The organism is Serratia sp. PL7 (assembly GCF_945957435.1).
The window spans coordinates 1,220,979-1,246,434 of the sequence record NZ_CAMFLB010000001.1 but is presented as its reverse complement, the minus strand read 5'-3'; the positions used below and the strand labels follow the sequence as shown (position 1 = coordinate 1,246,434).

At 57.9% G+C, this 25,456-nt stretch carries 24 protein-coding genes, 1 pseudogene and 1 riboswitch; of the genes and pseudogenes, 15 read left to right on the top strand and 10 right to left on the bottom strand.

Going from position 1 to position 25,456, the window contains the following annotated elements; all coding sequences use genetic code 11:
- The first annotated feature begins 44 nt into the window (after positions 1-44).
- Positions 45-452, top strand: coding sequence for a MerR family transcriptional regulator (locus N6G83_RS05825; protein WP_164063184.1), 408 nt, complete (start codon positions 45-47; stop codon positions 450-452).
- Here N6G83_RS05825 and eno read toward each other — a convergent pair.
- The 3 genes from eno to N6G83_RS05810 are packed head-to-tail and all read right to left on the bottom strand — an operon-like array spanning position 449 to position 3,146.
- The gene (gene eno, locus N6G83_RS05820) at positions 449-1,732 is read right to left on the bottom strand and encodes a phosphopyruvate hydratase (protein WP_164063186.1); all 1,284 of its coding nucleotides are present in this window, start codon (positions 1,730-1,732) and stop codon (positions 449-451) included. The two genes, N6G83_RS05825 and eno, sit on opposite strands and share 4 nt — an antisense overlap.
- A 16-nt stretch (positions 1,733-1,748) precedes the next feature.
- Positions 1,749-2,177 carry a universal stress protein gene (locus tag N6G83_RS05815; protein ID WP_025302833.1) on the bottom strand — a complete coding sequence of 143 codons (429 nt, stop codon included), beginning with the start codon at positions 2,175-2,177 and terminating at the stop codon, positions 1,749-1,751.
- Between the two features lie 3 nt (positions 2,178-2,180).
- Complete coding sequence (locus tag N6G83_RS05810) at positions 2,181-3,146, bottom strand: DHH family phosphoesterase (RefSeq protein WP_060447174.1); 966 nt, start codon at positions 3,144-3,146, stop codon at positions 2,181-2,183.
- 40 nt (positions 3,147-3,186) lie between these two features.
- Positions 3,187-3,262: riboswitch (Fluoride riboswitch) on the bottom strand.
- 180 nt (positions 3,263-3,442) lie between these two features.
- Between N6G83_RS05810 and N6G83_RS05805 the strand changes: the two genes are divergently transcribed.
- The 3 genes and pseudogenes from N6G83_RS05805 (at position 3,443) to N6G83_RS05795 (ending at position 6,709) form a co-directional block, all read left to right on the top strand.
- Positions 3,443-5,323, top strand: coding sequence for a diguanylate cyclase domain-containing protein (locus N6G83_RS05805; protein WP_043137367.1), 1,881 nt, complete (start codon positions 3,443-3,445; stop codon positions 5,321-5,323).
- Positions 5,324-5,394: 71 nt separating this feature from the next.
- A pseudogene (locus N6G83_RS05800) lies at positions 5,395-6,243 on the top strand (AraC family ligand binding domain-containing protein).
- A 58-nt stretch (positions 6,244-6,301) separates the two neighbouring features.
- A complete protein-coding gene (locus tag N6G83_RS05795; protein ID WP_043137360.1) occupies positions 6,302-6,709 on the top strand; it encodes a DUF2000 family protein in 408 nt (135 codons plus the stop codon).
- A gap of 82 nt (positions 6,710-6,791) precedes the next feature.
- On the opposite strand, the gene N6G83_RS05790 is transcribed toward N6G83_RS05795, so the two are convergent.
- Positions 6,792-7,661, bottom strand: a complete 870-nt coding sequence (locus N6G83_RS05790; protein WP_149570021.1) for a LysR substrate-binding domain-containing protein — start codon at positions 7,659-7,661, stop codon at positions 6,792-6,794.
- A 181-nt stretch (positions 7,662-7,842) separates the two neighbouring features.
- On the opposite strand from N6G83_RS05790, the gene N6G83_RS05785 reads away from it, so the two are divergent.
- From N6G83_RS05785 to N6G83_RS05745, 9 genes are all read left to right on the top strand, one after another.
- On the top strand, positions 7,843-9,015 hold the full coding sequence (locus N6G83_RS05785; RefSeq protein WP_225735576.1) for an MFS transporter: 1,173 nt from the start codon (positions 7,843-7,845) through the stop codon (positions 9,013-9,015).
- 17 nt (positions 9,016-9,032) lie between these two features.
- Positions 9,033-10,079: an NAD(P)/FAD-dependent oxidoreductase gene (locus tag N6G83_RS05780; RefSeq protein WP_060447172.1), complete on the top strand. Its 1,047-nt coding sequence runs from the start codon at positions 9,033-9,035 to the stop codon at positions 10,077-10,079.
- Between the two features lie 314 nt (positions 10,080-10,393).
- Positions 10,394-10,711 (top strand): cupin domain-containing protein, encoded by a 318-nt coding sequence (locus tag N6G83_RS05775; protein WP_025302841.1) that lies wholly within the window; start codon positions 10,394-10,396, stop codon positions 10,709-10,711.
- Between the two features lie 357 nt (positions 10,712-11,068).
- Positions 11,069-11,860: an AraC family transcriptional regulator gene (locus N6G83_RS05770; RefSeq protein ID WP_025302842.1), complete on the top strand. Its 792-nt coding sequence runs from the start codon at positions 11,069-11,071 to the stop codon at positions 11,858-11,860.
- 390 nt (positions 11,861-12,250) lie between these two features.
- Entirely contained in the window at positions 12,251-12,865 is a 615-nt protein-coding gene (locus N6G83_RS05765) for a TetR/AcrR family transcriptional regulator (RefSeq protein ID WP_089180905.1), read from the top strand.
- 74 nt (positions 12,866-12,939) lie between these two features.
- Positions 12,940-14,049 (top strand): efflux RND transporter periplasmic adaptor subunit, encoded by a 1,110-nt coding sequence (locus N6G83_RS05760; protein ID WP_260514871.1) that lies wholly within the window; start codon positions 12,940-12,942, stop codon positions 14,047-14,049.
- Positions 14,046-17,144, top strand: a complete 3,099-nt coding sequence (locus N6G83_RS05755) for an efflux RND transporter permease subunit (RefSeq protein WP_089180906.1) — start codon at positions 14,046-14,048, stop codon at positions 17,142-17,144. The genes N6G83_RS05760 and N6G83_RS05755 overlap by 4 nt, the downstream gene beginning before the upstream one ends.
- 4 nt (positions 17,145-17,148) lie before the next feature.
- On the top strand, positions 17,149-17,322 hold the full coding sequence (locus N6G83_RS05750) for a hypothetical protein (protein ID WP_154649133.1): 174 nt from the start codon (positions 17,149-17,151) through the stop codon (positions 17,320-17,322).
- A 186-nt stretch (positions 17,323-17,508) separates the two neighbouring features.
- On the top strand, positions 17,509-19,044 hold the full coding sequence (locus N6G83_RS05745; protein WP_260514870.1) for a phospholipase D family protein: 1,536 nt from the start codon (positions 17,509-17,511) through the stop codon (positions 19,042-19,044).
- Here N6G83_RS05745 and N6G83_RS05740 read toward each other — a convergent pair.
- On the bottom strand, positions 19,025-19,381 hold the full coding sequence (locus tag N6G83_RS05740; RefSeq protein ID WP_060447166.1) for a thioredoxin family protein: 357 nt from the start codon (positions 19,379-19,381) through the stop codon (positions 19,025-19,027). The two genes, N6G83_RS05745 and N6G83_RS05740, sit on opposite strands and share 20 nt — an antisense overlap.
- Entirely contained in the window at positions 19,378-19,800 is a 423-nt protein-coding gene (locus N6G83_RS05735; protein ID WP_025302848.1) for an MAPEG family protein, read from the bottom strand. Before N6G83_RS05735 ends, N6G83_RS05740 begins: the two co-directional genes overlap by 4 nt.
- Before the next feature lie 185 nt (positions 19,801-19,985).
- Between N6G83_RS05735 and N6G83_RS05730 the strand changes: the two genes are divergently transcribed.
- Positions 19,986-20,300, top strand: coding sequence for an ArsR/SmtB family transcription factor (locus N6G83_RS05730; RefSeq protein WP_025302849.1), 315 nt, complete (start codon positions 19,986-19,988; stop codon positions 20,298-20,300).
- A 30-nt stretch (positions 20,301-20,330) separates the two neighbouring features.
- Here N6G83_RS05730 and N6G83_RS05725 read toward each other — a convergent pair whose 3' ends face one another.
- A complete protein-coding gene (locus tag N6G83_RS05725) occupies positions 20,331-20,744 on the bottom strand; it encodes an energy transducer TonB (RefSeq protein WP_071826115.1) in 414 nt (137 codons plus the stop codon).
- A 293-nt stretch (positions 20,745-21,037) separates the two neighbouring features.
- On the opposite strand from N6G83_RS05725, the gene N6G83_RS05720 reads away from it, so the two are divergent.
- Positions 21,038-22,123 carry an NAD(P)-dependent alcohol dehydrogenase gene (locus N6G83_RS05720; RefSeq protein WP_025302850.1) on the top strand — a complete coding sequence of 362 codons (1,086 nt, stop codon included), beginning with the start codon at positions 21,038-21,040 and terminating at the stop codon, positions 22,121-22,123.
- A 43-nt stretch (positions 22,124-22,166) separates the two neighbouring features.
- On the opposite strand, the gene N6G83_RS05715 is transcribed toward N6G83_RS05720, so the two are convergent.
- From N6G83_RS05715 to N6G83_RS05705, 3 genes are all read right to left on the bottom strand, one after another.
- The gene (locus tag N6G83_RS05715; RefSeq protein ID WP_025302851.1) at positions 22,167-23,108 is read right to left on the bottom strand and encodes a sugar phosphate isomerase/epimerase family protein; all 942 of its coding nucleotides are present in this window, start codon (positions 23,106-23,108) and stop codon (positions 22,167-22,169) included.
- A gap of 10 nt (positions 23,109-23,118) precedes the next feature.
- A complete protein-coding gene (locus tag N6G83_RS05710; RefSeq protein WP_089180907.1) occupies positions 23,119-24,294 on the bottom strand; it encodes a Gfo/Idh/MocA family protein in 1,176 nt (391 codons plus the stop codon).
- 67 nt (positions 24,295-24,361) lie between these two features.
- A complete protein-coding gene (locus N6G83_RS05705; RefSeq protein ID WP_260514866.1) occupies positions 24,362-25,285 on the bottom strand; it encodes a substrate-binding domain-containing protein in 924 nt (307 codons plus the stop codon).
- Positions 25,286-25,456 lie beyond the last annotated feature (171 nt).

Sequence of the window (25,456 nt, the reverse complement as noted above, 5' to 3'; positions counted from 1 at the left end):
TGGCGCTATACTAGGGTTAAAGTTAACTTTAAGGTCAATAGGGCATGAAAATCGGAGAGTTGGCGGAGCGCGCCGGCATGGCCGCCTCGGCGATACGTTACTACGAACAGCAGGGTCTGCTGCCCAAAGCGGTGCGCGGCGTTAACGGATATCGGGTGTATAGCGAAAGCGCGCTGGAGCGGCTGCACCTGATCCAAATCGGCCAGAATCTGGGGTTTTCGCTGCAGGCGATCCGCGGGGTATTGGCGCTGCAGGGCAGCGCCTATCAGGATGGGTTGATACAGGGCGTCGACAGCCGGCTGGCGGAAATCGAGCGGATGATGGCGACGCTGAACGAGCAGCGTGAGACGTTGATGGCGACGCGGCGTATTCTGTTGGAATCCGGCGTGGCGGGATTATGCCGCGCAAAAAATGAAAAACAGGCCGGTGCGTGGCCGGCCGGCAAAGCTTAGCGGTGTTTAAAGGCGGAACGCCCGGCATACACCGCCGCGGCGCCCAATTGGTCTTCGATGCGCATCAGCTGATTGTATTTTTCGATCCGTTCGCCGCGGCTCGGTGCGCCGGTTTTCAGATGGCCGGCTCGCATCGCGACCGTCATATCGGCGATAAAGCTGTCGACGGTTTCGCCGCTGCGGTGTGAGATAAAGGTGCCCCAGCCGTTTGCCTGGCAAAGCTGCACGGCGGCGAAGGTTTCGCTCAGGGTACCGATCTGGTTCAGTTTGATCAGCGCCGCATTGGCCAACTTTTCATCAATCCCGCGCTGGATGTATTTCACGTTGGTGACGAACAGATCGTCACCGACCAGTTCCACCTGATCGCCCAGGGCGTCGCTGAGAATGCGCCAGCCCGCCCAGTCGTCCTCGGCCAAACCGTCTTCAATCAGCACGATGGGAAAATCTTGCACCAGCCGCTGGTAATAGGCCGTCATCTGTTCGGCATCCAGTTCAGCGTTTTCGCTGCGCAGGCGGTATTTGCCGTTGGCATAGAATTCACTCGAGGCCGGGTCCATGCAAATGGCGATATCGTCTCCCGGTTGATAACCGGCTTTCTCTATCGCCTGTACGATCAGCTCCAGCGGTTGTCGGTTCGAGGCAACCGCCGGCGCAAAACCGCCTTCGTCGCCAACGCCGACCGACAGGCCTTTCTCCAACAGAATTTGGCGCAGCGCCTGATAAACTTCACTGCCCCAGCGCACGGCCTCGCGCAGCGACGGCGCGCCCAGCGGCGCTATCATAAATTCCTGAAAGTCCGCACCTTGCCAGCGGGCATGCACGCCGCCGTTGATGATATTCATGCAGGGCACCGGCAGCAGGTTGGCGCCGAGACCGCCCAGATAACGATACAGCGGCAGCTGCGACAATTGCGCCGCGAGGCGGGCGGCGGCCAGAGAAACGCCGAGCAGGGCGTTGGCCCCCAATCGGCTCTTGTTCTCGCTGCCGTCCAGTGCGATCAACCGGCGGTCAATCTCCCCTTGTTGGCGTACATCCACCCCGCGCAGCGCTTCATTGATCGCCGTTTTGACGCTTTGCACCGCTTCCTGAACGCCTTTACCGCCGTAACGGTGCGGATCGCCGTCGCGGTGTTCCACCGCCTCGCGTGAACCGGTGCTGGCGCCGGAGGGAACCGAAGCCCGTGCCACGACGCCCGCCGCAGTCATTTCAACTTCGACGGTGGGGTTGCCGCGCGAATCCAGGATCTCTCTGGCGGTTACGTTTTCAATTTCATAGCTCATGGATGATCACCTCATTCTAGGGAGTGGGCACGTGCTTTATCAGCACGTCGATCGACAAATGGTTAATGAACTCGAAGCCGAAGGAGGCAAAGACGCCGAACGGACGGTTCTGATGGCCTAGCAGCAACAGATCGACGCCTTCACGGGCAATCAGGGCCTCGATGTCTTTGAAGCGGTGAATACTGACAATTGCGCGCACCTCCAGGGGGATTGTGCAGTCTTCCACCAGCCGGCTGAGCATGGCTTTGGCAGCGATCACCTCGCTGGACTGGCGATCTTTGGTTTGTGCATCGCTGAGGTAGTCCAGCTCGGCATAGTCGGCGCTGATGTGCGCCACGGTAATGCGCGTATTCATCTGCTGATTGAGGCGTTCGGCATGGCGTAACAGCAGCCGGCCGTCGCGTTCATCCTGCACCAGCAGTAAAGCATGTTGATAGAGCGACATGACTTATCTCCCTGCGTTAGCAATCTGTAGGGTTAACCACGGTAAAACCTCTTTTTTCCGGCTCGTCATGCCGGGCAGCGACACCTGCCGAATGGCGAGCACCCGGTTCGACGAGAAATACAGGGTAGAGCGGTGGCGGGTGATATCGGTAACCAGCAGCGCGGCCATCTCCAGCCCGGCCTCCTGCTTAGCCTGATCGAGCGCCTGTTGCAGCGCGGGCAACAGCGGATCGATATCGCTCATAGCCCGCACTTCTATCTGCGACAGCAGCAGCGAGACGCTATGGATGCGGTAATTCTTAGCGTCACGGTGCAGCAACTGCGGGGCGGATTGCCCCGAAAGATCGGTTTTGGCGGCAAGCAATCCGGCGATGAAGGCGTCATAGTCAACGTGAGAGATTGCGCATAACCGCGCGACCGCCACCCGATCCTGTTCGGTGGTGGTCGGTGCGCTCAGCGCAACGGTATCGCTCAAAATCGCGCCCAGCAGCAGCGTGGCCTGGGCGGAAGAAAGCGGCATCGGCGTATCTGACGTCAGTATGGACAGGATCACGGTGGCGCAACAGCCAACGGCGCGGATCCAGACATCGGGCGGGTTGCGGGTGATCAAGGTGCCCAGCCGGTGATGATCGATAACGCCGACCACATCGCTGTCGGGCAATGAGGCCGGCCCTTGTTCGACGTCGGTAAAATCCACCAGCCAGACTTTGCGGTCACGGAGATCGTCTGTCAGCAGCGCAGGTGTTTGTACGCCGGCGGCGGCCAGTATGTAGCGGGTTTCCGGCGTCAATTCGCCAAGGCGGAAAGCGACGGCCGGTTTGCCGAGGTGATTGAGCCAGTCCGCGACCACCAGCGCGCTGCAGATGCTGTCGCTGTCGGGATTTTTATGGCCGAAAACGTACAGCGGCATTTCCCGCACGGCGAGATCAGGCTGGGATGGAAAAGGGGTAAGACGTGAGATTTCATTCATAGCGACTCCTGACATACCTGCCTAAAAAATAAAGCGAAGTTGTATATCAGGCGTCATCATCCGGTTCGAGCGAACGCGGCGGTTGGGAAAGGTGGAACACCATCACCTTGTGAACGACTGTAGCGCAGCGCGGTGGCAAACGCAACGCCCGGCAAAGCTGGCGAGAATGCGCAATCGGATTGATACTGAGTGAGTCTATGATGGACAAGGATATTTGCCGCTAACCGACGGATAGGCTGAACGGAATCACGCAGGCTGGCTGCGCCGGATCCGTGGGTGACACAATGGGAGACAACATGCTTGAACCCTGCTTCCCCGAAAACGAAGCCGAACGTCTGTCGGTACTGAACTCGCTGAACGTGCTGGATTCGAACTCGGTGGAAAAACTGGATCGTATTACACGGCTGGCGGCGAAATACTTCGGCGTCACCATTGCGCTGGTGTCATTGATCGACCGGGATCGCCAATGGTTTCTATCGCGCTACGGTCTGGATGTCCGGGAAACGCCGCGTAACATCTCATTTTGTGGCCATGCGATCTTGCAACGTGAAGCGCTGGTGGTGCCCGATACCGCCAACGACCCGCGTTTTTTCGACAATCCGCTGGTGATCGGCGGGCCGCGAATCGGTTTCTACGTTGGGCAACCGCTGCTGTCGCTCGACGGTTTGCCGCTCGGCACCCTGTGCATTATCGACAGCCAGCCGCAGCCGTTTTCTCCGGAACAGGTGGCCGACCTGCACGACTTCGCCGCCGTGGTGGAAGAGTACCTGCAGAGCATTGAACGCCATGTCTATACCGAAAACCTGAAGTCCAACCTGCAACGCTCGGAAGCCTTGTTCGAACAGACCTTCGCCCAGGCGGCGGTAGGGATGGCGCTGGTGTCACTGCAGGGGTATTGGCTGCGGGTCAATCCGCGCATCTGCGAAATGTTGCACTATTCCGAGCGCGAGCTGATGGATCGCACCTTTCAGGACATTACCTATCCGCTCGATCTCAACACCGATCTGGAAAAACTGCAGCAACTGCTGAGAAACGAGATCAGTACTTACTCGCTGGAGAAACGCTATTTCCGTGCCGATGGCTCGATCGTCTGGGTGCAGCTGACGGTGGCGTTAAACCGGCTGCCTAACGGCAAACCGGATCATTTCATCTCGGTTATCGTCGATATCAGCGAGCGCAAGGCGGCGGAGGCCGATCTGTTCTCTCTGCAACACGAGCTGGAACAACGCGTCGAAATCCGCACGCGGGAGCTGAACGTGGTCGTCAAGAAACTCAACGAAGAGATTGAAACCCGGGTACTCGCCGAATATCAGCTCAGCACGGAGAAGGAACGCCTGCGGGCCATTACTGACAACATGCCGGCGTTGATCAGCCAAATCGACGGTAATGAACGCTACCTGTTCGCTAACAGCGCCTATAAAACCTGGTTTGGCCTGGAAGAAAGCCGCCTTAGAGGAATGACGGTGCGCGATTTTATGGGGGAGAACGTTTATCAGATAGCGAAACCGATGATAGACAGGGCCCTGGCGGGGGAAATGGTGAGCTTCGAAAATGAGCTCCAGACCCAGAAGGGGTTGCTGATGATCCACACTACGCTGGTGCCGTGCGAGGCTCAGGGGTTTTACATTCTGTCCATGGACATTACCGAGTTGAAGCGCCTGCAGCAACGGCTGGAGTACGATGCTACGCACGACATGCTGACTGGGTTGACCAACCGCCGCGCTTTTCTGCGTCGGTTGTCCAGCACGGTGCAGGCCTGTTGCGAACAGCGGCAAATGGCGCTGGTGTTCATCGATCTCGATGGTTTCAAAGCCCTCAATGACAGCTATGGCCATGACTTCGGCGATCTGATCCTCAAGACGTTCGCCAGGTTGCTCAGCGCCTGCGCCGGCGAGCGCCATAGCGTTTCGCGCCTGGCCGGTGACGAATTCACGGTCATCCTGTGGCCGTTGGCGGAACCGCAGCGCGAGGTCAGCGAATTTTGCGAAAACGTGTTGGCGCGGCTGGCTGATATTTCGCAGATCGGGCAGCAGACGGTGAGCCTGTCCGCCAGCCTGGGGGCGGCGATTTCCTCACACACTGACGTGACGGAGGAGATGCTGTTGACCCGCGCCGACGGCGCGATGTATCAGGCGAAATCGGCCGGTAAGGGCACTTATGCCATCTGCGAGTTATGAGCGTGAAACGGTGACCGTCTCAGGGTAAGCTGTTTTCTTCTTTCCTGTGAGCAGAACTCCGGACTGACTGCATGGCGTCTAATCATCAACACAAAGACTGGCTGGAACTGCGGCGCGATGACGAAACCGGCATCGAAAGCGTCAATGCCCACTTTCAGGGGCATGCCTACGATCCCCACGATCATGACGAAATGCTGGTGGGCGTGACGCAGCAAGGTTTACAACGTTTCAACTGTCATCGTTCCTTGCATACCAGCCGGCCGGGACGTGCCATGCTGATCGAGCCGGGCGCGGTGCACGATGGTCATGCGCCGCAGGCCGAAGGGTTTACCTATGCCATGCTTTATCTGCCGCAGCATTGGGTTTCCGATGCGATGAACCGCCGCGGATTAGGGGACGTTTCTGTGCTGGAAGGCGCCTTCCACAGCACGTTGACCGACGATCCGATGCTGGCGACCGCGATACAACAGGCTTTTTTTGCGTTGCATCAGGGGGAAGGCCGGCTGGCGCGCGATCAAAGCCTGGATCAACTGCTGACGCTTTTGGCGCGGCATATACGCGTCAGGCCAACGTCCCAAAGCGATGATGCTTTGATTGTGATGAATCGCTTACGAGACTACCTGCACGAGCACATGGCGGGTAACCCCAGCCTGGATGAACTTGCGCTTCAGTGCGGCCTGGACCGCTTCCGCCTGACTCGCCAGTTCACCCGGGCCTTCGGCCAGTCGCCGCATGCTTACCTGGTCCGGCTGAGGCTGCGGGCTGCACGCTTGTTGTTGGCGCAGGGGGAAGAACCGGCGTAGGTCGCGATGCAGGTGGGCTTTGCCGATCAGAGCCACTTGGGCCGCTGGTTCCAGCGCGCCTACCGTTTATCGCCGGTGGCCTATCAACGTCAGTGCACAAACGTTCTATACCGCTGATTCGCCCATCGCCGATGATGCGCTTTTATTTTAAGAGCACAACGGAGTAGAGCGAAACATGTTTGATACCAAGATAGCGTTTATCGTACGCGACGATCTGCAGACCTGGCAGCGGCTGAATGTGGTGGCCTTTCTGGCGACGGGCATCGCCGCCGCCGCCCCGGAAATCATCGGCGAGTGTTATGTGGATGCGCAAGGCAGACGCTACGGCGGCATTTCCGGGCAGCCGATGCTGATTTTTGCCGCGGATCTGCCGGGCCTGCAAAAGGTGCATCGCAAAGGGCTGGAGCGGGAATTGACGTTGGTTCCCTATGTGCACGCCATGTTTGCGACCGGGCACGATGCAGCCAACCGGCAGGTTTTTCTCGCTGAAGACGCGGACAATCTGGATTTGGTCGGCCTGGCGTTGCGCGGGCCGAAGAAAGCGGTGGATAAGGCGATAAAAGGCCTGACGCTCCACGCCTGAGAATGTCTTTGCCTGGTTTACCGACTGGACGCGCGAAACGCTCGCGCATGTCCAGGAGGGTGACGCGTTTCCGATACGGCGCTTACGCCTGGAACGTTTGCAGCCAGGCGGCGAATTGGCTCACGACCTCATCGTCCCGATCGCGCAGCAGCAGGGAATAAACGCCGGTTCGGATAGTCAACGCTGGGAAAGGCGACACCAGCCGGCCAGACGACAGATGTTTGGCGCAGAACAGGTAAGGCACGACGGCCAGTCCCAGGCCGTCTTCGGCCGCCTGAATGGCGGCGAAGGTATGGTCGAGCGTCAGCGGCGGCGGCGAGGCGTCCAGCGCCGTCGGATAGGTATTCAACCAGCTGTGCCATAAATCCTCACGGGCGCGGATGCGAATGGCGGTATGCTCGGCCAGATTGTCTGGCGCGCTGATCGGCATGGTGCGCAAATAGCTCTGGCTGCAGACCAGCAGGCTGTCTTCCTGCAAAAAAGGGATCGCTTTCAGTCCGGAGAAGTGCGCGGGATCGCGCCGGATCGCCAGGTCAAACGGCATATTGCGATCGACGGCCCCAGTGGCGGTGGTGATATCAATCGCGACCTCCGGATGAATCTCGTTGAACGCTGCCAATTTCGGCATCAGCCAGTGCATGGTGAACGTCGGCAGGCTGTGTACCACCAGCCGCTGCCGGCCGGCGCTCGCTTTCAGTGCGCTTTCCGCCGAAAACAATTCGCTTATCACTCGGGACGCAGTGCGGGAAAAATTCTCGCCGGCCTGCGTCAGCCGCACGGACTTGTGTCCGCGATAAAACAGTTTGAGCTGCAGCTGTTCTTCCAGGCTGCGGATGTGGCGACTGACCGCGCCGGTGGTGAGAAACAGCTCATCCGCAGCGGCGCTGAAGCTGCCGAGACGGGCGGCGGCTTCGAAAGCGGACAGGTGCGGCAGGGAGTGAATTTTTTTCATAGGTTGAGTCTAGCTCAACCAAGTGAGGGAGGAAAGATCGTTTGTCAGCCGTTGATTTTGCTCACTATGATGAGGCATCTCCTTCTGATTGCTGAGTTTATGATGCGGATCTTTTGGCTATCGGTCATGCGTGTTAATGGCGTTATCCTCACCCTGCGGTTGACAGGGAGGCGCCCCTGAGATGCGAGCTTTCTTTTTGCTTTGCGTGAGCCGGGCCGGCCTCTGCCTGGGCACCATGATGTTCGCCGGCGCGCTGCCGACCATCAGAAGCGAGTGGCAGCTCGACGCCGCCTCCGCCGGTACAGTGCAGACGGTGTTCAGCCTGACCAACGCCCTGGCGTTGCTGGTGGCTTCCTGGTGGTGTGATTCGCTGGGCGCGCGTCGGGTGTATCTGCTGTTTTCCTGGCTGGGTGCCGGTGCGCTGATGCTGTTCGCCGTGTTTGCCCATTCGTATATCGGCGCTCTGGTGTTGATGGCCTTCGTCGGCCTGACGCAGGGCGGCGCCTATACGCCGGCGCTGCTGTTAGCGATGGGGATGAACGGCCCGGCCCGACGCGGTTACGCCATCGGCATGATCCTGGCGGCCAGTTCGTTGGGGTATTTTCTGTCGGTTTTCATCGCCGGTTGGAGCGCTATGCGCTGGGGCGCCGGCGTGGCGTTTGCCCTGTGCGCCGCCGGTGCGCTACTGGGGGCGCTGGCGGGTTCGTTGGCCCTGGTCGGTTATCAGGAACCGCAACCGCGCACGCTGGGGAGAAAGACGAAACGAGAAAGCTATGCTATCACCTATGCGACCCTGCTGTTGCTGATCGGGTATATCGCTCACAGCTGGGAACTGCTCGGTAACTGGGCCTGGGCACCCAGCCTGGTCAGCGAGGCGTTGAGCGGTTTCTCTCTGGATCCGCTCAGCGCCGGATTGATCGCCGCGGCGGTGATCCACCTGGCCGGCATGATCGCCACGCTGATTGTCGGCACCGTTTCCGACTATTTCAATCGTGCCTCGGTGCTGACGTTTGTGGGCGCCGCCGGTGCGTTGGGATCGCTGCTGATGGGGTGGTCGGCGAACTGGGGGCCGGGCTGGACGCTGCTGTTCGTCAGCATCGGCAGTTTCTTTATTCTTGGCGACTCCGGCGTGCTGTCGGCGGCGATGGCGGACAACGTGCCGCCGCAACAGCTCGGCAGCGTGATGGGCTGGCGATCGTTGCTGGGGTTCGGCATCGGTTCGTTCGCCCCGTTATCCTTTGGCATCGTGATGGATACCACCCAGAGCTGGGGCACGTCTTATGCCGTGTTGGCCTGCGGCGGCGGGGTAGCCTGCCTGGCGGCAGGATTGCTTTGGCGACAACACTTGAAATGAGGTTCGGACATCATTAAATGAATGGAACATCATCACGCATGGTTATCGTGGGCGCCGGGATTGTCGGCGCATCGATCGCCTATCATCTCGCGCGCCAAGGGCAGCACGTTATCGTGGTTGAGCAGGCGCATCCCGCGGCGGGAGCCACAGGCCGCTCGTTTGGCTGGATCAGCGAAGGCGTGCCTGAGGGCGCGCCCGACGCGTTTCTGCGGCGCGAGATCGTGGCTGACTGGATACGCCTGGCGCAGGAGATCCCGGATCTCTGGGTGAATTGGTCCGGCGCGCTCAGCTATGGTCAGGCGCCGGCGACGCAAAACCCCGATAATCGGCTTTTGCCCTCCGCCGAGGTGACCGCGCTGGAACCGGGGCTCAGGCAGCCCGATAGTCAAGCCTATTTTGCGGCGCGTGACGGCGCCGTCGATCCGCAAGAGGTGACACAGCGGTTGCTCGAATGCGTTCGCGCGTGGGGCGGGGAGTTGTTCCTGGGGCGAACCGTCAGCGGATTTTTGCGTGAAGACGGGCAGATAATCGGCATCGTTACCGAGGAAGGCGCGATTACCGCCGATCGGGTGGTGCTCGCCTGTGGCACGGGGATCTCGGCGCTGTTGGACGGCAGCGGATTCTCGCTGCCGATCGAGGCGTCGCCGGCCATTTTGTTACGCTATCACGCGGCGGCGCAGGTGGTGAACACGCTGATTGCGGGCGACGACATCGAAGTGCGTCATGCACAAAATGGCGATCTGCTGGCGGCGGAAGATTATCCTGCGCACGGCGATGAAAATCGCGTGGAGGGCGAAGCGCAATCGGCGATTGAAGGGCGCCTGCCAGGCACGGCGCCCTTGAAACTGCAGGCGTGTTCGGTGGGGATGCGCCCCCGGCCGCGCGACGGTTATCCCATCGTTGGGCCGCTGGGCGCCACCTGCCTCTATGTGGCGGTGATGCATCCGGCCGTGATGTGCGCACCGACGCTTGGCCGGCTGATCGGAGACGAGCTGCTGCATGGCGTCAATTCCGCCATTCCGCACGCTTATCGCCCGGCGCGATTTATTAATGATGGGGTGTGAAGGGGGAGACCATCGCGATCTCCGGCAGACGGCGCCTTGGTCTCGCCGTTCAGGTTTTCCGACTACGGATCAGCACCGTAATACGCTCAACCCTGCAGCGGTTTTTTGCGCCCTCGGCGAGGCTCTTATATATTTAGTAGCATGCCTGAGGCAGGTTAGGCATGAAACGGCGGTCGATCTGGCCGCTGCAAGTACGACAGTTAATCCGTTCGCCAAGAGGCTGCGAGCCGGTGCTTTCGGTAGGGACAGCCGCCAATCGTTTTTACGGCGACCGAAGGCGGAGCAGCTACTCACAGGTCACGAGGACACTTACCATGCATAAGAGAACACTGGCGTCACTGCATTACGAAAACATGCCTTACGATGGGGTACACTTTCACATTTTGAAACGGGAGACGCCTGGCCATACGGCGTTGCTGAAGCTCGATGCGGGCAGCCAACAACCGGCGCGTTTTCATCCGGGCTGGGTGAAACTGATGGTGCTGAGCGGTGAACTGAAGGTTGACGATCAGACGTTGCAACCCCATGAGATGTTAATCATTCCTGCCAAGACCGCCTATACGGTACAGGCCATCACGGAAGTGATTTGTCTGGCGATTTCCGAGCTGGACGGCGCCGAGTTGGCCCGTTGACGAGATAACCATTCTGGATGGAGGAGAGCCTAGGCGCTCTCCCTATCCCTTTAGCATTAAGCCGCCCCCCAGGCTGAGCTACCTGCTGATTGATGCGCATACCTCCTGATTTAAGCCACCGCGCTTTCCCTTTCCATCACTTTCGGCCGCGTCGCCCCCGCAACGAGCCGCCATTGCGCAGCGCATGCGCAACGTCATCGCCTTCGTTTTAAGCAGAACGATGAAATTTTGGTGTAAATAGTGAGTTTCTTCGCATAAGGCCCCTGGTGTGGCTTGCGAGAACGTCACTATATGGAGGATCATGCGGCCTCTCTATCAAATAAAAGACATTCGCGTTATCAAAAGGGACAAACGACCATGGGATTCGACGTCGACAACGCCGAAACGAAACGCATCGACCTCAGCAGCCACGAAAACTCTGCGTTCGAGGTGACGGGGCTGGTGAAACACTACCCGGCGGGCTTTGTCATTCCTTACCACTCGCATAAACGCTGCCATTTGCTCTATTCGCAACAGGGTGTTATGGCGGTCGAGGCGAGCTGCGGACGCTGGATCGTACCGCCTACCACCGCAGTCTGGCTGCGGCCGGGGGTAGAACATCAGTTGGTCATGCAGAGCAACATTTGCGTTTACGGGATTTTTGTTGATGAATTCACCGCCGCGCGGTTGCCGTTGCGCGACGGCGTCTTGCAGGTGTCGCCGCTGCTGCGCGAGCTGATCGCCCAGTTGGCGACGCTGGCGCCCGAGGGCGAGGAGACCAAACGCCACGCGTTGCTCAGAGCATTGTTCCTCGAGGAACTGAGCCTGCAGCCGCAGCTGGCGCTGCATCTCCCTTGGCCGATGGAAGCGAGAATGGCTGACATTTGCCGGCAGTTGGTCATCACGCCGGCCGACGATCGCGGCATTGAGATCTGGGCGGATTCATTGTCGATCAGCGCGAAAACCTTCCAGCGTCACTTCACTCAACAAACCGGCATCACCTTTGGTCAGTGGAAACAGCGTCTACGGCTGTTGTCGTCCATCCCGCTGCTGCTGGCGGGCAACTCGATCATCCACGCCGCCTTCGAAAGCGGTTATGAGAGCCACAGCGCCTATTCGGTGGCGTTCAAAAAACTGTTTGGCGTTTCGCCTTCGCGCTTTACGCTATAGCCTTATGGCAGTGATCCGCTTGGAGATTGTTGTTGCTTGCACTCAGGTGAGCATCGACTGCCGAGCGAAGATACCCGCCATCGCGCCGTGGTGACTGAGGGAGTATCAGAGAGGCTGTCCGCGTGGGCATTAACCATATTGATAGCAGGGCTGCGGCGAGACCGGCAAAGCTGCCGCCGATGATGATGACGTCATTATTCATGGTGAGATGTTCCGTTTTGTTGATTAAGTGGAGTGCCCGGGGGCGCTGTATCATCCGGCGAAAAGTCTGCCAGAGTGCAAGTGTATTTAGGGCAAACAGGAAGAAGCCTTGAACCGAATTTGAATTGTGACCATATTACCAATTGGTCACTCGTTGTCAGCCGGGCTTCATTGAGCTAGGATGGGAAAATGACTAAACAGATGAATGAAACCCCTTCCAGGGGACCTTCCGACCACAGTGTCCGCGATCAGGTCGTTGACGCGGCCACTGAGCATTTCGGTCACTATGGCTACGAAAAAACAACGGTTTCCGACCTCGCCAAAGCAATTGGTTTTTCAAAAGCTTATATCTATAAATTTTTCGATTCCAAGCAGGCGATTGGAGAAGTGATCTGCGCTAATCGGCTGGCGATCATAAGGGATATTGTCCACGCAGCGATTGCGGATGCGCCGACAGCTGCAGAGAAAATAAGGCGGTTATTCAAGGCATTGTCAGAATCTGGCTGCGATTTATTTTTTCATGACCGTAAGTTGCACGATATTGCGGCTGTTGCTGTGCGTGATAAATGGCCCTCAGCACAAGCTCATGAGCAGCACCTGCGGCAGCTAATCGAGCAGATCATTGTTGAAGGGCGCCAGGCAGGTGAGTTCGAAAGAAAAACGCCACTGGATGAGGCGGCGGATGCGATTTTTATGGTCATGCGTCCCTATATCAGCCCGGTTCAGCTGCAATATAATTTGGACACCGTCCAAGCAGCGGCGGTGTTGCTGCCATCACTGATCTTGAGAAGTTTGTCACCCTGACTTTGTGACCATTGACAATAATGGTCACAAGTATAAGTATGGGTTCCTGTCCTGTTAATTAATTAAGGGAACCCATGCTCGGACTTAAACCTGTCACCTTTGCTGTCTGTCTGTTGCCGTTTGCCCTTGTGGCCTGCGGTGAGGCTTCCGATAACCGCGATCCACGCAGTCTGCCACCTCTGGTCAGGTCTGCCGCAGCGATCAATGCAACCGACTTTTCCCGTGCTTTTACGGGGGTGGTGGTTGCACGAATTCAGAGCGACCTTGGTTTCAGGGTTCAAGGCAAAATCCTGGAACGTCTCGTCGATACCGGCCAGGCCGTGAAACGTGGCCAGCCGTTAATGCGTCTGGATCCGGTTGATCTGAGCCTACAGGCTCAGGCTCAACAGCAGGCAGTCGCCGCAGCAAAAGCGCGAGCCCGACAGACAGCGGATGATGAATCGCGTTATCGCGGTCTGGTCACTACAGGTGCTGTGTCGGCATCCGCTTACGATCAGGTTAAGGCTGCCGCAGAGACGGCCAGGGCTGACCTCAGTGCCGCCCAGGCGCAGGCGAATGTGGCGCAAAACGCCATGGGCTATGCAGTCCTGGTCGCTGACGCCGACGGAGTGGTGATGGACACGCTGGCCGAGCCAGGTCAGGTGGTCAGTGCCGGACAGCCAGTTATCAGGCTGGCGAGGGCTGGACAACGCGAAGCGGTCGTCCAACTGCCTGAGACGCTGCGCCCGGTAATTGGAAGCGTGGCACAGGCCTCTCTGTACGGCAGCGATACACCCTCTGTTTCCGCGAAGCTACGGTTACTCTCTGATGCAGCCGATCCGCTGACGCGCACGTTTGAAGCAAGGTACGTGCTCGACGGTCCATTGTCTGGTGCCCCTCTGGGGGCCACTGTCACCATCCATATTGCGCAGAGCAGAGCATCGCAGCCGTTGCTGCAGGTGCCTTTAGCGGCTGTTTTTGACGCGGGTAAAGGTCCGGGGGTCTGGAGCATTTCAGGAAATCCCGCCAGAGTGACCTGGCGGTCCGTACAGGTCGTGAGCTTCGGGGATGATGCAGCAAGCGTAACCGGCAGCCTTAAGCCTGGCGAACAGGTCGTAGCGCTGGGCGCTCATCTACTGCATGATGGTGAGACAGTCCGGCTGGCGAAGCAGAGCGATATCCGTGTCGCCGGGAGTCGTCCATGAGTCGCGGACGTTTCAATCTTTCCGCGCTCGCCGTACGCGAGCGTTCCGTTACGCTGTTTCTTATCCTGTTGATCACCGTTGCCGGTATTCTCTCGTTCCTTGGGCTGGGGCGCGCAGAAGACCCGCCTTTTACGGTCAAGCAGATGACCATCATTTCCGCCTGGCCTGGAGCAACGGCTAAGGAAATGCAGGATCAGGTGGCCGAACCGCTGGAGAAGCGTCTCCAGGAGCTCAAGTGGTATGACCGCACAGAGACCTACACGCGTCCCGGTCTGGCTTTTACCATGCTCTCATTGTTGGACAGCACTCCCCCCTCAGAGGTCCAGGAAGCGTTCTATCAGGCACGCAAAAAACTCAGCGACGAGGCTAAAAACTTGCCGGCAGGGGTGTCTGGGCCGATGGTTAACGATGAGTTTTCGGATGTCACGTTTGCGCTCTTTGCGCTGAAGGCAAAAGGCGAGTCACAGCGGCTACTGGTGCGCGATGCCGAGTCATTACGCCAGCGCTTATTACATGTTCCCGGGGTAAAAAAAGTCAATATTATCGGTGAGCAGGCCGAGCGGATATTTGTCTCATTTTCCCATGACCGTCTGGCAACCCTGGGGGTCTCTGCCCAGGATATCTTTGCAGCCCTGAACAACCAGAACGTGCTGACACCTGCGGGCTCGATAGATACCCGTGGGCCGCAGGTTTTTATCCGTCTGGATGGGGCTTTTGACACACTGGAAAAAATTCGTGAAACGCCGGTTGTGGTGCAAGGGAGGACGCTGAAGCTTTCCGATGTGGCGACGGTCGAGCGTGGCTACGAAGATCCGGCGACCTTTATGGTGCGTAATCAGGGCGAACCTGCACTTCTGCTGGGTATCGTGATGCGTGAGGGCTGGAATGGTCTAGAGCTGGGTAAAGCGCTGGATAAGGAAGCCGCCAGCATCAATGCGGACATGCCACTCGGCATGACATTCGTGAAAGTCACCGATCAGTCAGTTAACATCAGTTCCGCCGTAGATGAGTTCATGATCAAATTTTTCGTCGCGTTGCTGGTCGTGATGGTGGTCTGCTTTCTCAGTATGGGTTGGCGTGTGGGTGTGGTGGTCGCTGCTGCTGTGCCCCTGACGCTGGCTGTCGTCTTTGTGGTCATGGAGGCGTCAGGTAAAAACTTCGACCGTATTACCCTGGGCTCGCTCATCCTGGCCCTGGGGTTGTTGGTGGATGACGCCATCATTGCCATTGAAATGATGGTGGTGAAAATGGAGGAGGGGTACGACCGAATCAAAGCCTCGGCCTATGCATGGAGCCACACTGCTGCGCCGATGCTGGCAGGCACCCTGGTGACGGCCGTTGGCTTTATGCCCAACGGTTTTGCACAATCCACGGCGGGTGAATATACCAGCAATATGTTCTGGATTGTGGGAATTGCATTGATTGCCTCCTGGGTGGTGGCAGTGGTGTTCACCCCTTACCTTGGGGTGAAAATGCTGCCGGATATCAAAACGGTTCAAGGGGGGCACACAGCTATCTACAACACCCGCCGCTACAACCGTTTTCGTCAGTTGCTGGCGCAGGTCATCGCGCGAAAATGGCTGGTCGCGGCTTCTGTCGTCGCGGTATTCACCGTTGCTGTTCTCGGCATGGCGCTGGTGAAAAAACAGTTTTTCCCGACGTCTGACCGGCCAGAGGTCCTTGTGGACGTCCAGATGCCGTATGGCTCGTCCATTGAACGAACCAGCGCCGCCGTGACGAAAATTGAGGACTGGCTGAAGCACCAGAAAGAAGCAAAAATCGTGACGGCTTATATCGGGCAAGGGGCACCTCGTTTTTATCTCGCCATGGCACCCGAGCTACCTGATCCCTCTTTTGCGAAAATTGTTATCCTGACGGACAGTGAGGGAGCCCGTGAGGCGCTTAAGTTCCGTCTTCGCCAGGCTGCGGCTGATGGACTGGCTCCTGAGGCGCGAGTTCGCGTGACCCAACTGGTGTTTGGCCCTTACTCACCCTATCCGGTTGCCTTCCGTGTGACAGGGCCTGATCCGACGGTATTACGAGACATCGCGGACAAGGTGAAAATGCTGATGCAGGCCAGCCCGCTGATGAGAACGGTCAACACGGATTGGGGCTCACGCGTGCCAACACTGCATTTCACCCTGAATCAGGACCGCCTGCAGGCCGTGGGGCTGACGTCAAATGCCGTGGCCCAGCAGCTTCAATTCTTGCTTTCGGGTGTTCCTATCACCGCGGTGCGCGAAGATATCCGTTCGGTGCAGGTCGTGGGACGCGCTGCCGGCGATATCAGACTTGATCCGGCGAAAATAGAGGGTTTCACCCTGGTCGGTTCTGCAGGGCAGCGTATTCCGTTATCGCAGGTTGGCGAGGTCGAAGTGCGCATGGAAGACCCGGTCCTGCGACGTCGTGACCGTATGCTAACCATTACCGTGCGAGGCGATATTGCCGAATCCCTTCAGGCACCTGATGTTTCCACTGCGATTTTTAAACAACTGCAGCCCATCATCACAACGCTTCCGAATGGATACCGGGTTGAACAGGCAGGCTCTATTGAGGAGTCAGGGAAAGCTACCCAAGCGATGGTGCCGTTATTCCCTATCATGATAGCCATGACATTGCTGATCATTATCCTTCAGGTGCGTTCGATGTCGGCGATGGTGATGGTCTTTATGACCGCACCTCTGGGGCTGGTCGGTGTGGTGCCAACCTTGCTGCTCTTCAACCAGCCCTTTGGTATCAATGCGCTGGTTGGTTTGATTGCCCTGTCAGGGATCTTGATGCGTAACACGCTGATCCTCATTGGGCAGATCCATCACAACGAGCAGGAAGGGCTTGAACCCTATCATGCGGTCATTGAGGCAACGGTACAGCGCTCCAGGCCTGTACTGCTGACGGCGATGGCGGCCATTCTGGCCTTTATCCCGTTAACCCACTCGGTATTCTGGGGAACCCTGGCCTATACCCTGATAGGCGGGACACTGGGTGGAACCATTATTACGCTGGTGTTCCTGCCTGCTATGTATGCTATCTGGTTCCGGATAAAGAGCCCAACGGCAACCTTGCCAACCGAAAGCCATTCCACGTCTGAAGGATAAAAAAATGTCTGAATATAAAGCTGTTCTGATTGCCGGCGTTTCATCAGGCATTGGCAGGGCTGCCGCCTTGGCTTTTAAAGCCAGAGGTTGGTACCGTCAGGGATATCGATGGCGCTTCGCCGTTGAATGGCGTTGCGCTGACAGAAATGGATGTTCGTCATTTAAGCATCATGCCTAAGCTGGAATAAATTAAAGCCGATAGATATGCCAGTTGCGCAATACGGCGCAACTGGCATGATTTGGATAGTAACGTAAGATATTTTTCGTTTTCCAAGCGGACCTCGCGCATAGCGCGCTTCTCCTATAGATTGAAGCAACCTAATGACGTATAAAGCAAAGCAGTCAACCTCCGAGGCCGCCTCCCGTGATAAAAATTGTCGTGTATCTGATTATCGCCGTGACGATCGCCATTATTGCGGCAAGAGTCATCTTTCGTTTGCCGGATATTTCGCAGCGTCTGCCGCAGGCGGCATTGCCGGCTGATCCTACCGCGCTATTGCCGGCGCGGGCCGCCGAACAGATGGCGGCACATTCCGGCCTGAGCGGCGTGGTGCCGCTGGTCAGCGGCCACGATGCGTTCGCCAGCCGCCTGGCGCTGGCGCGGATGGCGGAAAGGTCTATCGACGCTCAGTACTACATCTGGCATAACGACACCTCCGGGCAGATCCTGCTGAAAACCCTGTATGACGCGGCCCAACGTGGGGTGCGCGTGCGGCTGCTGCTGGACGATAACGGCGTCGCCATGGATGAGACGCTGGCGGCGCTGAACGCCCAGGAAAACGTCGAGATCCGTCTGTTCAATCCGTCCACCGTACGTACGCCGAAGCTGGCCGGTTACGCCTTCGACTTTATGCGCATGAACCGGCGCATGCATAACAAGTCCTACATCGTCGACGGCGCCGTGGCGATCATCGGCGGCCGCAACATCGGCGACGAGTATTTTCAGGTCGGTGACGAAAACTATTTCCTCGATCTCGACGTGTTGAGCGTCGGCAACGTGGTGGCGGAGACCGCCGAGGTCTTCGATCGCTACTGGAACAGCGCCTCGGTGTTCGGCGTTGAGCAGATTATTCGGGGAAAAGGCGATCTTTCCGCCTTCCTGACGCAGGCCGCCGCCACCGAAACCAGCGAGCGCGCCCGTAAACTGGCGGTGCAGCTGGAAACCAGCGCGGTGCGCTTTCGCGATGGCGCCGTACAGCCGGAATTCACCCAGGTAGAGCTGGTGGTCGACGATCCGGCGAAAGGGTTGGGCAAGGCTTCGCGCGATCGTTTGATGGTGACGCAACTGGGTAAGATCATCGGCGGCGTCAGCCAGCAATTGGATCTGGTCTCCGCCTATTTCGTGCCGGGGCGAGAAGGGGCGACTTTCTTTGAATCGCTTGCCAAACAGGGGAAATCCATTCGCGTGCTGACCAACGCGATGAACACCACCGACGTGCTGGTGGTGCATGCGGGCTACGCCAAATACCGACGTGAGCTGCTGCAGGCGGGCGTCGAACTGTTCGAGCTGAAGCTGCGCGCCGGTCAACCGACCGGGCGCAAGGAGCTCAAGCCGCTGGGGCTGTCCGGCGCGGCGCTGCATGCCAAAACCTTCGCCATCGACGATAAGCGGGTGTTTATCGGCTCGTTCAATTTCGATCCGCGCTCGGCGCACCTGAACTGCGAAATGGGATTCTTGATCGACAGCCCGGCGCTGGCGGCCGACACCCGCCAACTGTTTGATGGCCCGCTCGAGTACGCCGCCTATCGGCCGGCATTGACGCCCGAAGGCAAAATGGTGTGGAAAGAAGCCTTCGAAGACGGCCATACCGAGGTGCACCAGCAAGAACCCGGCGCCGGCTGGGTAAAACGCATCGTTCTTACCGTGGCCGGCTGGCTGCCTATTGAGTGGATGTTGTAACGCCGGCGAATGCCGCCGCCACCCGGTGAGATAGCCGTTGCAAGGGAACCTCGCCCGCGATGATCGCAACGAGGCACGCATCCTCAAACAGGGCGAGGGAGGGCACGGATTTAATGCCGAATGCAGAGGCGAGCGTCGGCGCCTGCGCGACGTCAATGCTGCCGAAGGCGATCTCGTTGGCGTGACGGTGCAGCTGTTCAACGATCCCCTGCATATTCTGGCAGGGGCGACACCAGGAGGCGGAAAAGTAGAGGATGGCCCGCTGCCCCTTGGGTTTATCCGCATCATAGAGGAAATGGGCCACCTCATGGGGCTCTGCCAGGTTCGTTATCGTCATGGCAGGCTCCCGACGATCTCTATCCCCATCCAAAACATCGTGACGATTTGTGTGAAAAAGAAAGCGAAACGCCATGTGGCGACGTTTTCCGTCTGCTCGAAACCGATGTGAACCAGACTCTGCGCCATGCGCGCGCCGAGCAGCACCAGAGACAAGACATTCAGCGTCGTGCTTTCCACCTGAAATACAGCTATCGCCACGACGAGGGCCGTATAAACCGGCAAATTTTCAATGCAGTTGCGATGCGCCGCAATGGCGCGCTGGTAGCTATCGCTGCCCTGTGGTTTGTTCGCTTGCCATTCGCTCACCGTGGCACGGCCGGTTAAAATTCTGGACCAGCGATAAACGCCGACGGTGCCGAATAGAATCAATAAGGTCCAGCCGGCAAACGCCAGCAGTACCAGGGTTGGCATATTCATAATGCATTCTCACTTGTGTTGGGGAAGGCCTGCGGCCTCAGGGAGAGCCACTTGGCATGAATACAAGGTTATATTAGATTTATATAAATTAGCAATATCTAATTTAAAGGGTGCTAATATAATGCTGTGCCAGCGTCTGAAAGCCGCTATAATGCGGCTGAATGATGACGGGGCCGTGATTGACCATGAATGCAAAAGCTAACCAAGATCCCTTTCTGATCGAAGGGGCGATTGAAGCCGCCAGGCTGTTGAAAGCGATAGGCAACGAACACCGCTTGCTGGTGCTTTGCCTGCTATTGAAACACGATGAGATTGCCGTGGGGGAGCTACAACAATTGGTGCCGCTAAGCCAATCGGCGCTGTCGCAGCACCTGGCGAAAATGCGCAATGAAGGTCTGGTGACGTACCGACGCGAAGCGCAAACCTTGTTTTACCGCATCGATAACCCAAACGTGGCGAAAGTGATCGCCACGCTCAGAGAGATTTACGCGCCGAAGTGAACAGGGCGTTGATCGCCGGCCGAGATTCGCTTATCGGTTGGCATCTGCATCACCAGAGAGTTTAAAAGTAAACAACGCCGTTTCATGAACACGGCTCGGTGTCCAGCAGCTGCGTGCGATGGCGCTTTTGGTGTCGCGATAGAACTCTGGGGTGCCCGTCAGCACGATATTTCTGGCTTTACCCTTATCATCAACATCAAACGTTGCGCTCACTTCGCCTTCGCGTTTTTCTGCCTTCGCAGAGGCGGAATAGTGCGGCCGCTCATAAAAAACTTGTCCGTCGCATCCCAAGTTAGGCGGTTGCTTTGCCGTTGGAACATCGCTGCCTGCACGCCAGGCATAAACGCAATCATTCACCGCACTGGCTTTTTCACAGCCATCAGGCTGCATTGGCACGCAGCCGGCAAGTGCCAGGCTCAGCGGGAGGAGGGTGAGTCGTGACATGGCATTTCCTGCAGGACTTATCAATCAGATAACGTATATTTTCGCTGAGCGTAGAGTATTTGGAAAGAGAAATGATGCAGCGTCTGTCGATATAAATCGACCGTGTTTTTCGGCAGCGTGACAAAGCAGATTTTATTGGATGTTATTTTATTGAATTATATTTTTTATATTATTTACCGATAAAGATTACTGGCGTGTTTAATTATTTCCCAAGGCGGTAAAATCGGAAAAAATGACCGATTGGATTATTCTTTTCTGTAGCCACTTCGGCAGAAACCAAAGGATCTTCCGCCATGCGCATGATGAAAGCCGCTGCCTTTATCGAAAAGGGGCGAATAGAACTCATTGAAAAACCTATTCCTTCCCCTGGTCCCAACGATGCCTTGCTCAAAATAACCACGACGACAATCTGCGGCACGGATATTCATATCCTCAAGGGAGAGTATGCGGTACCGCGTAGGTTGACCATTGGCCATGAGCCGGTCGGCATTATTGAAAAGTTGGGAAGCAATGTTAAAGGCTTTCAAGAGGGGCAGCGGGCATTGGCTGGGGCTATTTGCCCCTCTTTTACCTCCTATTCATGTCAGGACGGCTTTCCCGCGCAGGACGGTTCCTATTTACCCGAATGCCGCTGCCATGGCTATAAAGCCACGGCGGGTTGGCGCTTCGGCAACGTTATCGACGGCACTCAGGCTGAATATGTCTTGGTGCCTGATGCGGAAGCTAATCTGGCGCTCATCCCCGACGGTCTGACGGATGAACAGGTGCTGATGTGCCCGGATGTGATGTCTACCGGTTTCAAAGGGGCAGAAAATGCCAACATTAACATTGGCGATACGGTAGCCATTTTCGCCCAGGGCCCGATCGGCTTATGTGCCACCGCGGGGGCTCGCCTGCGGGGCGCCAGCCTGATTATTGCCATCAGCAGCTCTCCCGAAAAGCTGATGATGGCGGGAAAAATGGGGGCAAACGTCTTGTTGAATTACAAGGAAACCGATGTGATTGATGAAATATTCAAGATTACGGCAGGGCGCGGCGTGGATGCCAGCATCGAGTGTTTGGGGACGCAGGCCACCTTTAATCAGGCGCTGCGAGTCTTAAAACCCGGTGGCACATTGTCCAGCCTTGGCGTCTATAGCGACGATATTCAATTGCCTGTCGAGGCGTTTGCCTATGGGCTTGGCGATCATACGATTCGGTCGGCTCTGTGCCCCGGCGGCAAGGAACGGATGCGCAGAATGATGAACGTGATCCAGCATGGCGGTTTGGATCTCACGCCGTTCGTGACGCATCGTTTTCAACTGGAGAATATTGCCGAGGCTTACCACCTGTTCTCCGAAAAGCGCGATGGCGTGATTAAGTTGGCGATAACCCCGTAACGTGATGAACTCTGCGCAGCGGCCGTGGCCGCCGCGCAGGGTGTTATTGGCTGATCGTCTGCTGTAGCGCCTGAACGGAAGAGACGATGCCGGCATCGACCGACATGGTCAAATCTTCCATTTCCAACGACACCCAGTCGTTGTAGCCCATCATGCGCACCACCGAGAAGAATTCCTTCCACCACTGCAGATCCCGGCCGCAGCCGACGGCGACATAGTTCCAGGCGCGGCCGGCCACCTCGTCGATCGGTTTGGTTTCCAGCAGTCCGTTAACTTCGACGACACCGCGTTCCAGGCGAACGTCTTTGCCGTGTACATGGTGAATGGCGGGGCCAAGGGCGCGAGCGACCGCGATGGGATCCGCGCCCATCCAGATTAAATGGCTGGGATCGAGGTTCAGGCCCACCATCGGGCCAACGGCCTCGCGCAGCCGGAACAGCGTTTCCGGGTTCCACACCAGCATGGCGCTGAAGTTTTCCAGCGCAAAGCGCTCAACGCCGCACGCTTTGGCTCGGGCGACCAGTGCCTGCCAATAGGGGATTGCCACCTCATTCCATTGATAATCCAGACAGTTTTTCACCGTCGGCGGCCAACTGACGGTATAGGTGATCCAGTTGGGGATGGTGTCATGCGGGCTGGCCGGCGGCAGGCCGCTCATCATGACGATCTTCTTCACCCCCAACAGGCCGGCCAGCTCCAGCGTATTGTCGGTTTGGCGCAGATGGCGCTGCCCCAGCTCGCCCGGATCGAGCGGATTGCCGGAGACATTGAGCGCGGCGATCTCCATGCCGCGGCTGGCCAGCGCCTGCTGCAGCTGCCGGCGTTTGGCGGGGTTGGCCAGCAGATCGTCGGCATCCAGATGGGGCGCCGGGGACCAACCGCCGGTGGTCATTTCCACGCCGCGCACCCCCAGCTCCAGCAGCCGATCCAGCATCGGCTCGAAGGGTAAATGGCCCAGGCTGTCGGTACAGAACGAAAGTTTCATGGTGCTTTCCTTATTGGTAATTGACCCAGGTGGCGCCGTTGTCGGCGGAGCGAACGCAGTTTTCAATCCAGCGCACGCCTTCCAATCCGGCATCGATATCCGGATAGATCAGCGCGGCCAGCGTCTGCCGATCGCCGCGCTGGCTGGCGCTGATGGCGATGGCGAACTTGAGGTAGATATTGGCCCAGGATTCGGCCAGCCCTTCGGTATGCAGCGCGCCGAGCCGCTCTTCGGCCAGCGCGCTGTCGTCCAGATAGGGCATGCCGTGGTGCAGCGTTTGGTTGGGCCGCCCCTGGATCTCATAGCGCAATTCGCCGGGCGTGGAATCGCTCCATTGCAGGCTGGCGCGTGAGCCCACCACGCGGATGCTTTGGCTGTCCATCGCGCCCGCGTTGATGGCGGAGGCCCACATGCGGCCGACGGCGCCGTTTTCGTAGTGCATGAGCACCATGGCGTTGTCTTCCAGCGGGGCGCGGGAAGAGATAAAGCTTTGGCGATCGCACAGCAGGGAGGCAATCTTCATATCGGGCATCACCAGCTGCGAGATGTAGAAGGTGTGGGTGGAGATGTCGCCCAGCACAAAAGAGGGGCCGGCGATTTTCGGATCGACGCGCCACTTTTGTGCCTCGAACGTGTCCGCGCTTTCGTTGGTATTGAAGCCGTGGGTGTACTGCAATTCGACCATGCGTATTTCGCCGATGTCGCCGTTCGCGATCATGGCGCGCATCTGCATCAGCAGCGGATGGCCGGAGAAGCCGTAGGTTACGCCGACGATAAGGCCTTTCTCCGCCGCCAGCGCCTTGATTTCTCTCGCCTCCGCCGTGGTGAAGAACAGCGGCTTTTCGCAGATGACATGCAGGCCGGCATTCAGCGCGGCGCGCGTGATTTCATAGTGGGTGCCGTTGGGAGTGGCGATGGTTACCACCTCAACGCCATCTTCGCGGTTAGCTTCTTGCTCCAGCAGCTGTTGATAGTTGTCATAGCAGCGTTCGGCGGGCACGCCGAGATTGACGCCAAACTCACGTCCGCGCGCCGCGTCGATATCAAAGGCACCGGCAACCAGCCGATAGGCGGTGTTGTCGCGCAGTGCGCCGGAACGGTGTTTGTAGCCCACCTGGCTGAGGCGGCCGCCGCCGATCATCGCCCAACGCAGCGGGCGAGGGATGCTTCTTTCACCATTTAACATGCTGACTCCTGATACTGTGGTTTTGCACTCGGGTGCAAAGTGGGTTGAAAAAGAGAGTGGCAACGGCTTATTTCTGATTCATCTGTGCAAATTGCGGGTAGTTTTCTCGCGTCACGGTGGCGTAGGGTACCCAGTTATAGGGCTCGGTTTTGGCGTGATCCAACATCGCTCGGGTCACCTGCACCGCGCCGATCGCCTGGGCTTTGGCATCCTGGAAAATGGTCACCGCCAGGTCGCCATTTTTGATAAATTGCAGGCCGTCGGGCGTGCCATCGATACCGGCAACCAGCACGTCGCGCTTTTTGGCCTGTTTCAGCGCCATGATCGCGCCGATGGCCATCTCATCGTTGTTGGCGGCGATCGCATCGATCGCCGCGCCGTTCAGCAACCAGCCGGAAACCACGTCGACCGCTTCATTGCGTTGCCATTTGGCGGTCTGTTTCTCTACCACTTTCAGGTCTTTGTATTTGGCGATCACCGTTTCCACTGCACGGGTGCGTTCGCGAGTTTCTTCGTTGGAGAGGGCGCCCATCAGGATCGCCACGTTGCCGCGGTAATTCATTTTTTTCGCCAGGGCCTCCATCTGCAGGCGGCCGCTGAGCGCCGAGTCGGAGCCGACGTAGGCCGTCGCGCCGCTGAGCGGCACTTCGGGTTTGCGGTTGACGAAGATAAGGGGGACCGCGGCGCGTTGGGCGGCCGCTATCATCGGCTGGACGCCTTGCGTATCGACTGGGTTGAGGATAATGGCGTCCACGCCCTGATTAATCAGATCTTCTACCTGCTGCACCTGCAGGGCGACATCGCCTTTGGCATCGACGAACTGGCCTTGCAGCTGTTGCGCAGCCAGTTCTCGCGCCATTTGGCTGCGTAGGATGGAGACGAAGTTGAGATCGAAGTTGGCCAGCGCCACGCCGACCTGGTAGGTCTTGGCCTGGGCGGTCACGACAAACAGCGAGCAGGCTAACATCAACAGCAGTCTGGTTTTTTTCATTACGGTATCCTGTTGAGAAGAGAGGTGTTATGTAAAAACAGTTCTTTTGCAACCGGGTGCAAAGCAGGAGACAAAACCGCGATGAGTCTCTGAATGCCACCGTGAATGTCGGCCATGAAGAAAATTTGGTCAACAGGGGAAAGGTGAAAACAGCGCGGACGATCACAAACT